Annotated in this window: 11 protein-coding genes; 4 read left to right on the forward strand and 7 right to left on the reverse strand. The window is 68.4% G+C overall.

Going from position 1 to position 12,338, the window contains the following annotated elements; genetic code table 11:
• Nucleotides 1-16 precede the first annotated feature (16 nt).
• The 5 genes from pheS to infC all read right to left on the reverse strand — a co-directional run bounded on the left by pheS (nt 17) and on the right by infC (nt 3,380).
• A complete protein-coding gene (gene pheS / locus HQ312_RS10905) occupies nt 17-1,096 on the reverse strand; it encodes a phenylalanine--tRNA ligase subunit alpha (RefSeq protein WP_027506744.1) in 1,080 nt (359 codons plus the stop codon).
• 85 nt (nt 1,097-1,181) lie between these two features.
• Nucleotides 1,182-2,021, reverse strand: a complete 840-nt coding sequence (locus tag HQ312_RS10910) for an RNA methyltransferase (RefSeq protein WP_037186780.1) — start codon at nt 2,019-2,021, stop codon at nt 1,182-1,184.
• Nucleotides 2,021-2,410, reverse strand: coding sequence for a 50S ribosomal protein L20 (gene rplT / locus HQ312_RS10915; RefSeq protein ID WP_027506746.1), 390 nt, complete (start codon nt 2,408-2,410; stop codon nt 2,021-2,023). The genes HQ312_RS10910 and rplT overlap by 1 nt, the downstream gene beginning before the upstream one ends.
• Nucleotides 2,411-2,457: 47 nt before the next feature.
• Nucleotides 2,458-2,652, reverse strand: a complete 195-nt coding sequence (rpmI, locus tag HQ312_RS10920) for a 50S ribosomal protein L35 (protein WP_027506747.1) — start codon at nt 2,650-2,652, stop codon at nt 2,458-2,460.
• A 50-nt stretch (nt 2,653-2,702) separates the two neighbouring features.
• Nucleotides 2,703-3,380 (reverse strand): translation initiation factor IF-3, encoded by a 678-nt coding sequence (gene infC, locus HQ312_RS10925; RefSeq protein WP_082544654.1) that lies wholly within the window; start codon nt 3,378-3,380, stop codon nt 2,703-2,705.
• Between the two features lie 501 nt (nt 3,381-3,881).
• On the opposite strand from infC, the gene HQ312_RS10930 reads away from it, so the two are divergent.
• Entirely contained in the window at nt 3,882-4,274 is a 393-nt protein-coding gene (locus HQ312_RS10930) for a DUF1844 domain-containing protein (protein ID WP_231476444.1), read from the forward strand.
• A gap of 19 nt (nt 4,275-4,293) precedes the next feature.
• On the opposite strand, the gene uvrA is transcribed toward HQ312_RS10930, so the two are convergent.
• Nucleotides 4,294-7,212 carry an excinuclease ABC subunit UvrA gene (gene uvrA / locus HQ312_RS10935; RefSeq protein WP_222627015.1) on the reverse strand — a complete coding sequence of 973 codons (2,919 nt, stop codon included), beginning with the start codon at nt 7,210-7,212 and terminating at the stop codon, nt 4,294-4,296.
• Nucleotides 7,213-7,422: 210 nt separating this feature from the next.
• On the opposite strand from uvrA, the gene HQ312_RS10940 reads away from it, so the two are divergent.
• The 3 genes from HQ312_RS10940 to HQ312_RS10950 all read left to right on the forward strand — a co-directional run bounded on the left by HQ312_RS10940 (nt 7,423) and on the right by HQ312_RS10950 (nt 11,740).
• Nucleotides 7,423-8,112 carry an MBL fold metallo-hydrolase gene (locus tag HQ312_RS10940; RefSeq protein ID WP_222638618.1) on the forward strand — a complete coding sequence of 230 codons (690 nt, stop codon included), beginning with the start codon at nt 7,423-7,425 and terminating at the stop codon, nt 8,110-8,112.
• Nucleotides 8,113-8,276: 164 nt separating this feature from the next.
• Nucleotides 8,277-9,299 (forward strand): DoxX family protein, encoded by a 1,023-nt coding sequence (locus HQ312_RS10945; RefSeq protein ID WP_222638619.1) that lies wholly within the window; start codon nt 8,277-8,279, stop codon nt 9,297-9,299.
• 155 nt (nt 9,300-9,454) lie between these two features.
• Nucleotides 9,455-11,740 carry an ATP-binding domain-containing protein gene (locus HQ312_RS10950; protein WP_222638620.1) on the forward strand — a complete coding sequence of 762 codons (2,286 nt, stop codon included), beginning with the start codon at nt 9,455-9,457 and terminating at the stop codon, nt 11,738-11,740.
• Between the two features lie 56 nt (nt 11,741-11,796).
• On the opposite strand, the gene HQ312_RS10955 is transcribed toward HQ312_RS10950, so the two are convergent.
• The gene (locus HQ312_RS10955) at nt 11,797-12,249 is read right to left on the reverse strand and encodes a universal stress protein (protein ID WP_027506754.1); all 453 of its coding nucleotides are present in this window, start codon (nt 12,247-12,249) and stop codon (nt 11,797-11,799) included.
• Nucleotides 12,250-12,338 lie beyond the last annotated feature (89 nt).

Below are 12,338 nucleotides of genomic sequence, written 5' to 3' on the forward strand. Positions count from 1 at the left end.
CTGCAGGGGCCGAGCGTCAGCCGGCCACGCCGAAGGGCAGGCTGAACCGCACGTCGCCCTCGACGATGTCGCGCATGTCGGGAATGTCGTTGCGGAACTGCAGCGTTCGCTCGAGGCCCATACCGAAGGCGAACCCGCTGTAGATCTCCGGGTCGACGCCACAGGCGCGCAGCACGTTCGGATTCACCATGCCGCAGCCACCCCACTCGACCCAGCCCGCTCCACCCTTCTTGCGGGGGAACCACACGTCCACCTCCGCGGACGGCTCGGTGAACGGGAAGTAGTTGGGGCGCATCCGGGTCCGCGTCTCCGGGCCGAACAGCGCACGCGCGAACGCGTCGAGCGTGCCGCGGAGATTGGCGAGCGTGAGCCCCTTGTCCACGGCGAGTCCCTCGACCTGATGAAAGACGGGCGTGTGCGTCGCGTCGAGTTCGTCCGTACGGAACGTACGCCCGGGGCACACCACGTAGATCGGCAGGTCGCGCTCGAGCATCGACCGCACCTGCACCGGCGAGGTGTGCGTGCGCAGCACCTGACGAGACCCCTCGGGCGCGACGTGGAACGTGTCCTGCATCGTCCGCGCGGGATGGTCGGGCAGGAAGTTGAGCGCGTCGAAGTTGAAGTGCTCGGTCTCCACCTCCGGGCCCTCGGCCACCTCCCACCCCATCGCCACGAAGACGTCGGCGACCTGATCGGCGATGACGGTGATGGGATGGCGGGCACCCACCGGGCGGCGGACGGACGGCAGGGTCACGTCGATCGCCTCGGCGACGAGCACGGCCGCGTCACGTTCGGCGAGCAGCACCTCACGACGATCGTCGAACGCGATCCGCACGCGGTCACGCGCCACCTTGACCCGCTTGCCGGCGTCGGCCCGCTCGGTCTTCGGCAGCGAGCCCAACGCGCGCTGTGCGAGCGCGAGGGGCGCCTTGTTCCCGATGTGGTGGATCTTGGCCTCGGACAGAGCGTCGATGTCGGACGCGGCGGCGAAGGCGGACTCGGCCTCGGTGACGGCTGCGTCCAGCGCCGCGTCGGTCAGCGCCTCCGCGTCGGCAGCGGCCTGATCGGCCTGCGCTTCACCCTCGTTGCGCTCCACGTCCACACACTCCATCGTCTCGATCGGCGAGCACCTCTGTCGCGGTGCTCCTCACGGTCGCCGGGCAGAACCCGGCGGGGAAAGCCTAGGCGGTGCCCCCGCGGCGCTGCACCCGCGCACCGGCGTACAGACACACGGCGGCCGCGGTGGCGAGGTTGAGACTCTCGGCGCGGCCATGGATGGGAATGCGCACCCGGTGATCCGCAGCAGCCGCGACCTCGCGGGACAGCCCGTGCGCCTCGTTGCCGAACACCCAGGCGGTGGGCCCGGCCAGCGCGTCGTCGGCGTCGTCGAGGTCCAGTTCACCGTCGACGGTCGTCGCCAGCAGACTGGCGCCGGTCGCACGGACCGCGTCGAGTACCGCCGTCACCGAACGCTCCCGTGCGACGGGGAGATGGAAGAGACTTCCGGCGGACGCGCGGACGCTCTTGCCGTTCAGCGGATCGACACTGTCCCCGGCGAAGATCACCGCGCCGGCGCCGGCGGCGTCCGAGACGCGCAGGATGGTGCCCGCGTTGCCCGGCTCGGAGATGTCGACGACGACCGTCACGAGTGACGGGTTCGCGGCCAACGCCTCGGCCAGGGAGACGACGACGGACGTGCACACGGCCACGATTCCCGGCGGCGTCACGGTGTCCGACAGCGATTTCGCCGCGCGCTCGGTCATCAGCTGCGGCTGCGCACCGGCCGCGGCCGACGCCTCGAGCAGTCCGCGGTGCTCGTCGAACCAGCGCTCGGTGGCGAACACCTCGCGCACGACACCGGCGGCGACCGCCTCGGTCACCGCGTTCTCTCCCTCCGCGAGGAAGAGGCCGGTTCGCCGACGTTCGACGCCGCGCTGCAGCTTGACAGCCGAAACGACCCGCGGAGTCCGCTCGGTGAGCGGCGCCGCGGGTCGTGACGGAGTGTCGTCGAAGCGCCTGATCAGGCTGCTTCTCCGGCCGGTGCGTTGATGTCGGCAGGCAGTGCCGCCTTGGCGATCTCGACGAGTGCGGTGAACGCCGCAGCGTCGGAGACCGCGAGCTCGGCGAGGATCTTGCGGTCGACCTCGACCTCGGCGATCTTCAGACCCTGCACGAAACGGTTGTACGTGATGTCGTTCGCCCGAGCTGCCGCGTTGATACGCGTGATCCACAGCTTGCGGAAGTCACCCTTGCGAGCGCGGCGATCGCGGTACGCGTAGGTGAGCGAGTGGAGCTGCTGCTCCTTCGCCTTGGTGTAGAGACGCGAACGCTGCCCGCGGTATCCGCTGGACGCCTCGAGAATCGAACGACGCTTCTTCTGGGCGTTGACCGCCCTTTTCACGCGTGCCACTGGTGAATCCTGTCGTAGTGGGGCCTAGGGCCCGGGTGGGAAAGAGATCAGAGACCGAGAAGCCGCTTGACGCGGGGAACGTCGTTGGGGCTGACGACGGCCTTGCCGTCGAGGCGACGCGTCACGCGCGAGGACTTGTGCTCGAGCAGGTGGCGGCGGCCGGCCTTCTGGCGCAGGATCTTTCCGCTACCGGACACCTTGAATCGCTTCGCGGTGCCGCTGTGAGTCTTCGACTTGGGCATGAGTCCTCAGTTCTGTTACTTCGGTCGGTGGTGCTGGTGGATCCGAACGCTCAGGCGCTCGGTGTGGCTGGTGCCTGCGGCGTCGCCGGCGTCTGCGGAGCAGCGGGTGCCGGCGGTGTCGCCTCGGCGGCGGGTGCAGCAGTCGGCGCGGAGGCCGGCGGCGGCACGGTGGCGCGCGGTGCGTTGGACGCCTCCGCTGCCTTCGCCCTGGTCTTGGCGCCCTTGTGCGGAGCCAGGACCATCGTCATGTTGCGGCCGTCCTGCTTGGCCGAGGTCTCGACGAAGCCGTGCTCGGCGACGTCGGCGCCCAGGCGCTGCAGGAGGCGGTAACCGAGTTCGGGCCGCGACTGCTCGCGTCCACGGAACATGATGGTCACCTTGACCTTGGACCCGGCCTCGAGGAAGCGGACGACATGGCCCTTCTTCGTCTCGTAGTCGTGGTCGTCGATCTTGGGACGAAGCTTCTGCTCCTTGATGACCGTGAGCGTCTGGTTCTTGCGCGACTCACGAGCCTTCTGCGCGGCTTCGTACTTGAACTTGCCGTAGTCCATGATCTTGCAGACCGGCGGACGGGCGTCGGGTGCGACCTCGACGAGGTCGAGATCGGCTTCGACAGCCAGGCGGAGTGCATCTTCAACACGCACGATCCCCACCTGTTCACCGCCAGGTCCGACGAGTCGGACTTCGGGAACTCGGATGCGATCGTTGATGCGGGTCTCAGTGCTGATGGGGCCTCCTCGGTAGTGCGGTGACGGATGGTGGTGCTCGACCCGATGCGGTGCGCCGTCCTACGCGCTCCACACCGGCGCTCGTGCTCTCCGTCTACCTCGACACCGTGGCCACCCGATTTGTTCCCGCGGGAACCTTCCGAACGACGAAAACCCCGTCGCTCACGATCGAGATCGCGAGCAGCGGGGTCCGGTACCGACCGGTCGACGGATGTCACCATCCGCGGGCCACCCCGTCTCGTCGACGAAGCGCACCACTTCCCGATGTGGCTGGGAAGGACCGGAACCACTGCCCGGCGAACCGTGCGGTGGTGGGAGTCGGACTCCACTTGCTGCCTTCGGGTTCCGCATCCGTGCCCGGCACTCACGCGCCGACACGGACACACCTGAAGGCGGTCGTGGAAAGAAGAATAACACCAGGTGCCCTCGCGGACCGAATCCGTCCGGTCACGCACCGGGCGGGGACGTCGGTGTCGGCGCATCGTGGCATCGTCTGATGTCATGACGACCCCCGATGATGCCGTTCAGGCCGGTGCTCCACAGGTGGAGGGCGATGCGCCGCAGCTCGAGCCGGACGTGCGTGAACTGGCCGACGTCCCTGCGATCGAGGTCATCAGCCGCGCCGCGGTGATGCTCATGAGCTCCGCCGCCGAGAAGCTGGGACTCTCCGACGCGGATCCGTCCGACAGCCCCCACCTCGACCTCGACGAGGCGCGACGCGTCATCACCGCACTCGCCGGGCTGGTCACGGCCTCCGTGGAGTACCTGGGGCCGCACGCCGGCCCCATCCGCGAAGGGCTGCAGGCACTGCAGAAGGCGTTCCGCGAGCAGTCGGCACACCCGGACGCGCCCGGCGCCGGGCCCGGCGAGAAGTACACCGGGCCCGTCCACTGACCGTCACGCGACGGCCCGGTCAGGAGACCGCGACAGGCTTGCGCTTGCGGGTCCGCTTGACCGGGACCGGTGGGGTCGAGGCGGCGTCGAGAGACTCCTGCAGGAACTTGCCGGTGTAGCTCTCGGGCACGGCGGCGATCTGCTCGGGAGTGCCCTCGGCCACCATCGTTCCGCCGCCGGATCCGCCCTCGGGTCCCATGTCGATGACCCAGTCGGACGTTTTGATGACGTCCAGGTTGTGCTCGATGACGATGACGGTGTTGCCCTTGTCCACCAGACCGTTGATCACCAGCAGCAGCTTGCGGATGTCCTCGAAGTGCAGACCCGTGGTCGGCTCGTCGAGGATGTACACCGTGCGTCCCATGGAGCGCTTCTGCAGCTCTGCGGCCAGCTTCACACGCTGCGCCTCGCCGCCGGACAGCGTGGTGGCCGGCTGCCCCAGACGGACATAGCCCAGGCCCACCTCGTTCAGCGTCTTGAGGTACCGGTGGATCGAGGTGATCGGTTCGAAGAAGTCGGCCGCCTCCTCGATGGGCATGTTCAGCACCTCGGCGATGGTCTTGCCCTTGTAGTGGACCTCGAGCGTCTCCCGGTTGTACCGGGCACCGTGGCACACCTCGCACGGCACGTAGACGTCCGGCAGGAAGTTCATCTCGATCTTCAGGGTGCCGTCACCCGAGCACGCCTCGCACCGGCCGCCCTTCACGTTGAAGGAGAACCGACCCGGCTGGTAGCCGCGGATCTTGGCCTCGGTCGTCGCGGCGAACAGTGTCCTGATCTTGTCGAACACCCCGGTGTAGGTGGCCGCGTTGGACCGCGGCGTACGGCCGATGGGTGACTGGTCGACCCGGACCAGCTTGTCCAGCTGGTCGAGGCCGTTGACGCGGGTGTGCCGACCGGGTACCTGACGAGCGCCGTTGAGCTTGTTCGCCATCACCGTCGCCAGGATGTCGTTGACCAGCGTGGACTTGCCCGATCCCGACACCCCCGTCACGGAAGTGAGCACTCCCAGCGGGAAGCTGACGTCGATGTCCTGCAGGTTGTGCTCCCGGGCACCGATCACGGAGATCTTGCGCTTGGGATCGATCGGGCGACGTACCGCCGGGACATCGATGGCCGAGCGACCCGAGAGGTACGCCCCGGTGAGGCTCTCCGCGTTGGTGAGAAGCGTCTCGTAGGTTCCGCTGTGCACGACACGTCCGCCGCGCTCACCGGCGAGCGGGCCGATGTCGACGACCCAGTCGGACGTGCGAATGGTGTCCTCGTCGTGCTCGACGACGATGAGCGTGTTGCCGAGGTTGCGCAGCCGCGTGAGCGTGTCGATGAGCCGGCGGTTGTCCCGCTGGTGGAGGCCGATGGACGGCTCGTCCAGCACGTACAGGACTCCGACGAGACCACTGCCGATCTGCGTCGCCAGGCGGATGCGCTGCGCCTCGCCGCCCGACAGCGTTCCTGCCGCGCGCGACAGCGTGAGGTACTCGAGTCCCACGTCCAGCAGGAAGCCGAGGCGGGCCTGGATCTCCTTGAGCACCTGGCCGGCGATGGCCTCCTCACGCGGACCGAGCGTCAGCGTGTTCAGGAAGTTCGAGCACTCCGAGATGGACAGTGCACACACGTCGGCGATGGACTTGTCCCCGAAATCGCCCGCGGCGATGGTCACGGACAGGATCTCGGGGCGCAGGCGTGCACCCTCGCACACCGGGCAGTCGACCTCCCGCATGTAGCCGTCGTAGCGCTCTTTCATCTGCTCCGACTCGGTCTGATCCATCCGACGGTGCAGGAAGGGCATGACGCCCTCGAACTCGGCGTAGTAGGAACGGGTGCGTCCGTACCGGTTCTTGTAGCGGACGTGCACCTGATGCTCGCTGCCCTCGAGGACGGCACGCTTCACCTTGGCCGGCAGCTTCCGCCACGGCGTGTCGATGTCGAAGCCCATGGCGTCGGCGAGCCCGGACAGCAGCCGGCCGAAGTACTCGGACGTCTGGCCCATGGACCACGGCGCGATGGCGCCGTCCGCCAGGCTCAGATCGGGGTCCGGAACCACCAGTTCGGGGTCGACCTCCTTGCGGATGCCGAGTCCCGCACACTCGGGGCACGCGCCGTAGGGCGAGTTGAACGAGAACGCGCGGGGTTCGAGTTCGTCGACGGACAGCGGGTGCCCGTTGGGGCACGCCAGACGCTCGGAGAACCGGCGCTCACGGTCGGCGGCGTTCTCCTCGCGGTCGACGAAGTCGAGCACCAGGATGCCGTCGGCGAGGCGCAGCGCGGTCTCCACCGAGTCGGTGAGCCGTTGCTTGGACGACGCCTTGACGGTCAGGCGGTCGACCACCACCTCGATGTCGTGCTTGTCCTGCTTCTTCAGCTTGGGCGGATCGGTGAGCTGGTGCACGGTGCCGTCGACGCGGATACGCGAGTAACCCTGCGTGTTGAGCTGCTCGAAGAGATCGACGAACTCGCCCTTGCGGGTGCGCACGACGGGAGCGAGCACCTGGAAACGCAGGCCCTCCTCCATCGCGAGCACCTGGTCGACGATCTGCTGGGGCGACTGCTTGGCGATGCGCTCACCGCACTGCGGGCAGTGCGCCGTGCCGGCGCGTGCGTAGAGCAGGCGCAGGTAGTCGTAGACCTCGGTGATGGTGCCGACCGTGGACCGCGGGTTGCGGTTGGTCGACTTCTGATCGATCGAGACCGCGGGCGAGAGGCCCTCGATGAAGTCGACGTCCGGCTTGTCCATCTGGCCCAGGAACTGGCGCGCGTAGGCCGAGAGCGACTCGACGTAGCGGCGCTGCCCCTCGGCGAAGATGGTGTCGAACGCCAGGCTCGACTTGCCCGACCCGGACAGACCGGTGAACACGATGAGACTGTCCCGGGGCAGATCGATGTCGACGCCCTTGAGATTGTGTTCGCGTGCGCCCTGCACTACCAGGCGATCCGCCACGGTTGTCCTCTCCTTCGTCACGGCCCACGGCCGTGCAACGTGCTGCGTCGACTCTCTCGTCGACCGCGTGAACTGCCCACTCTTCGTCGGACATGTCGTGTTCGGACACGACAGGCTTCGACGACCATATGCCCGAGGTCCGACAGACTCGACCGGCCGACGGGCTCCGCGCCCGGCTCACGACCGGTCATCGTGGGTAATCTCACTCTCATGACCGAGAATGCACCGACGATCTCCGACGACTACACCGGCGAGGTGTCCGTGGGGACGGGCTCGCAGCGCCGGATCCTGTCGCACGCCACGATCGTGAAGACCTCGGTGGGCCCGATGGACAACAACGCCTACCTCGTCGTCTGTTCCCGGACGGGCCGATCGCTGCTCGTCGACGCCGCGAACGACGCTCCGACGCTGCGCGCCGTCGTCGACCACGTGGCACCCGAGGTCTCGCTGATCGTCACGACGCACCAGCACTTCGACCACTGGCAGGCGCTCGAGGACGTCGCGTCGGCGACGGGCGCCCCGTCGGCGGCACATCCGCTCGATGCGGAACCGCTCCCCGTCGCCCCCACCCGCCTGCTCGACGACGGCGACTCCGTGCAGGTCGGCGACGTCACCCTCGACGTGATCCACCTCCGCGGCCACACTCCCGGGTCGATCGCGCTGGCGCTCACGGACCCCGAGAGCGGCGTCGTGCACCTGTTCACCGGCGACTCGCTCTTCCCCGGCGGCGTCGGCAAGACCGACGGAGAGGCGAATTTCGTGTCGCTGCTGGACGACGTGGAATCGCGGATCTTCGGTCGCTACGACGATCGAACGGTCGTCTACCCGGGCCACGGCAAGGACACGACGCTGGGCTCGGAACGTCCTCACCTTCACGAATGGCGGACCCGCGGCTGGTGATCCGTCACCACGATCCGGTCCCCCCGCCCGCCCCGCGATTCAATCGCCGGGGCGGGGGGTATGGATACAGTTCGAGAGCGTCACATGCATGTCATGGGCGTGAACAACCGCACTCGTGCAGCCAGAGCAGTCCCCCACACCACAGCCGCAACGCAGGAGGCTCAGTGATTGTCCGCCGGATCGCCCGACCGATGCTCGCATCCATCTTCATCGCAGGAGGCGTGGATGCGCTGCGCAACCCCGCCGGAAGGGCTCAGGCCGCGAAGCCTCTTATCGAGAAGAGCCAGGACGCCCTTCCCGACGAGGTGACGCAGAACGTTCCCTCCGACCCCGAGACGCTGGTCAAGATCAACGCCGCGGTGCAGATCGGCGGCGGATTCCTTCTCGCGACCGGTCGGGCGCCGCGCCTCGCGTCCACCGTGCTCGCGGGCAGCCTCGTCCCGACGACCCTCGCAGGTCACTCCTTCTGGAACGAGACGGACCCGCAGGCGAAGGCGCTGCAGCGCACCCAGTTCATCAAGAACGTCAGCCTCCTCGGCGGCCTGCTCATCGCCGCCGTCGACACCGAGGGCAAGCCGTCCGTAGCCTGGCGCGGTCGCAAGGCGGCCAAGTCGGCCAAGGTCGCCGTCGCCGGCGCCCTCCCGCTGGTGTCCTCCTCGGACAGCTCCGAGACACTCGCCCACGCCGGCGAGCGCGCCAAGGAGCTCGCGGGCGTCGCCGCCGAGCGCGCACAGCCGCTCGTCGAGATCGCCTCGCAGCGTGGCGCCGAGCTGGCGGACGTCGCCCAGGATCGCGGCGGCAAGCTCGCCGAGCTGGCGAAGGAGCGCAGTGCCAAGTGGGCCGATCTGGCCGCTGCACGCGCATCCGAGTTCGCCGACGTCGCCCAGGATCGCGGCAGCAGGTACGCCGAGATCGCCGCGTCCCGCGGTGCCGAGCTGGCCGAGAAGGCCAAGGCCGACGGCAGCGATCTGGCGGAGAAGTACGGCAAGAAGGCCCGCAAGCAGGCCAAGAAGTCCGGCAAGGACGCGCGCAAGCAGTTCGACGCAGCGCGCAAGGAGTACAAGAAGCAGTACAAGTCCACCAGCAAGGACGCGCAGAAGCAGTTGCAGGCCTCGCTCAAGGACGCCGAGAAGCGCGCCAAGGAGGCACGGGCCCGCGTCGAGGGCACGGTGCACCAGTACCTCTGATCATTTCCCCGCAGCACACGGCCGGTGTTCCCGAGAGATCGGGGGCACCGGCCGTTGCCGTCGGGAGCCCGTAGACTTTTCTGGCGCTTCCGTGCGCCGCCGAGAGGTGCACGACCGCCCTCGTCACCCCGCCCCACTCGCGTACAGGAGACCATGTGCCGGATCAGGGCACCCCGACAGATCTGCACGACGCCGACCTCGATCAGGAACAACAGCGCGTCACCCTGCTCTACGACCGCCTCGACGCTCTGCGGACCTATGCACGGTCCCGGCTGAGCGCCGTCCTGCTCCAGACGGGCGGGACACCGCAGGCGCGCAGCGAACGCGAGTCCTACTCGGCTCTCTACAACGACGACATCGCGAAGTACGACGCGTCCGAGAACGGTCTGTGCTTCGGCCGGATCGACGTCGAGGACGACGCGCCGCGCTACATCGGCCGTGTCGGCATCCTCGACGAGGACGACGACTACCAGTCGTTGCTCTACGACTGGCGCGCCCCGCTGGCCCGCCCGTTCTATCTCGCCACGCCCGCCGCCCCCGAGGGCGTCGTACGCCGTCGCCACATCCGGACGCGCAGTCGTCGCGTCACCGGGGTGGCGGACGAGTACCTGGACCTCCGGACGGCGCAGGACGCCGGCGTCGCCACCGGATCGGACGGTGTCGCCGGTGAGAGTGCTCTGCTGTCCGCGCTCAACGCCGCACGCACGGGACAGATGAACGACATCGTCGAGACCATCCAGCGCGAGCAGGACGACATCATCCGGTCCACGCATCGCAGCGTCCTGGTGGTGCAGGGTGGTCCCGGCACCGGCAAGACGGCGGTGGCCCTGCATCGCGCCGCCTACCTGCTGTACACGTACCGCAAGCAGCTGGACAAGAGCGGCGTGCTGATCATCGGACCGAACAGCACCTTCCTCGACTACATCGGCCAGGTGCTGCCCTCCCTGGGCGAGACGGGGGTGCTGCTGTCGACCATCGGGGATCTGTACCCGGGTGTCGACGCGAGCCGCGAGGACTCCGCGCGCGCGGCGGAACTCAAGGGCTCCCTCGACATCGTCGACGTCCTGATCGCCGCCGTGCGCGACCGTCAGGAACTTCCGTCGGAGCCGGTGTCGGTCGACTTCGACACCTACACATTGCGGATCGACCGCAAGATGGTCACGCGCGCACGGGGACGAGCGCGGTCCTCGCGTCGACCCCACAACCTCGCTCGACCGATCTTCGTGTCCACCATGATCGATCTGCTCGCCGACCAGTTCGCCGCCATCGTGGGCGGTGACGTGCTCGACGGGTCGAATCTGCTGAGCCGTGACGACATAGCCGACATCCGCGACGAGATGCGGGAGAGCCCCGAACTGATGGGTGCGATCGGCGCACTGTGGCCGGAGCTGTCCGCCCAGGACGTTCTCGCCGGGCTGCTGGCCTCGGCCGAACGGCTGCGGACGGCCGCACCGGGGTGGGACCCCGAGGACCGTGCCGCCCTCGAACGGTCGGACGACGGACGCTTCAGCGGTGCCGACGCTCCCCTGCTCGACGAGCTCGCCGAGCTCCTGGGTATCGACGACGCCGCGGAACGCGAACGGGAACAGCGTCGCTGGCGCGCCCAGATCGAGGACGCCCAGGGCGCTCTCGACATCCTGACCGGATCGGCACCGCAGGATCTCGAGGACGAACTCGATCCGGAGATCCTCATGGCGTACGACCTCATCGACGCCGACAGACTCGCCCAGCGTCAGGGGCACGGACGCCGGTTGACCGCGGCCGAACGCGCGGCCGGCGACCGCACGTGGACCTACGGCCACGTCATCGTCGACGAGGCGCAGGAACTCTCGCAGATGGCGTGGCGGATGGTCATGCGCCGCATACCCAATCGATGGATGACCCTCGTGGGCGACGTGGCCCAGACGGGCGACACGGCGGGTGCCTCGTCCTGGCAGGACGTCCTGGGCCCCTATGTGGCGCAACGGTGGAAGCTGACCGAACTCACCGTGAACTACCGCACCCCCGCGGCGATCATGGAGATCGCCCGGCGAGTTCTCTCGACGCTCGACCCGGCCGCATCGATCCCGCGGTCGGTGCGGGACAACGGTGAGACGCCGTGGGCGCATCGAGTCACGGAGGACGATCTGGTGTCGGCGGTCGAACGCCACGTCGCCGCGCATCCGCGCCCGGGGATGTCGGCGGTGCTGGCACCCGCGGACATCGCCGCGCGGCTCGCACACCTGGGGGCCGACGACGTCCGGGTGTGCACGGTGCGCGACGCGAAGGGACTCGAGTTCGACTCGGTGCTCATCGTGGAACCCGCACGGATCGTGGACGACTCGGCCCGCGGCCTGAACGATCTGTACGTCGCGCTCACGCGCGCGACACAGCGGCTGGGAATCGTCCACACATCGCCGCTACCGGACGTGATGGGACCCATCGCCCCCGTGACGCAGTGATGCCGTCACGGCACGAACGGATCGTGCCGTGACGGCATCCAGCGGTGGTTCGAGCGTCAGTGCGTGGTGTGCACGATCAACACGTCGCAGCGCGCCTTGCGAGCCGCATCGGACGGAACCGAGCCGAGCAGGCGGCCGGTGAGCGAGTTCAGTCCACGGTTTCCCACCACGAGCAGATCCGCCTTCACCTCGCCGACGAGCTCGAGCAGCGAGTCGACGGGGTTGCCCACCACGGGACGCTCCTCGATCGACGAGGCGCCGGCCGCCACCGCACGCTCCCGCGCGACACGCAGAATCTCCTGTGTCGGAGCGGATCCCGTGATCTGGTACGCGTCGTCCTTCAGTGCGTCCGCGTCCTGCGAGGACGCCTTCGAGTCCGCCGGGTAGTACGCACACGCGATGTAGAGCGTCGCGGCGGAATCGCCCGACAGCGCTGCCGCCTTCTCCACGGCCCGCAGTGACGAATCGGAGCCATCGGTTCCGACGACGACGTTGCGGTAAGCGCTCATACATTCCTCCAGTGGTCATGTCCCGACGATCATCGAGTGTCGATTCGAGACATTAGTCGCAGCGGCGACCGCCCGACGCGGCTTCCGGT

Source organism: Rhodococcus sp. BP-316 (assembly GCF_019836105.1).
Lineage (GTDB): Bacteria > Actinomycetota > Actinomycetes > Mycobacteriales > Mycobacteriaceae > Rhodococcoides.

Coding starts and splice junctions, on each gene's coding strand:
- rpmI (WP_027506747.1), bottom strand. CDS start 2,652: ATGCCCAAGTCGAAGACTCACAGCGGCACCGCGAAGCGATTCAAGGTG.
- HQ312_RS10930 (WP_231476444.1), top strand. CDS start 3,882: ATGACGACCCCCGATGATGCCGTTCAGGCCGGTGCTCCACAGGTGGAG.
- HQ312_RS10940 (WP_222638618.1), top strand. CDS start 7,423: ATGACCGAGAATGCACCGACGATCTCCGACGACTACACCGGCGAGGTG.
- HQ312_RS10955 (WP_027506754.1), bottom strand. CDS start 12,249: ATGAGCGCTTACCGCAACGTCGTCGTCGGAACCGATGGCTCCGATTCG.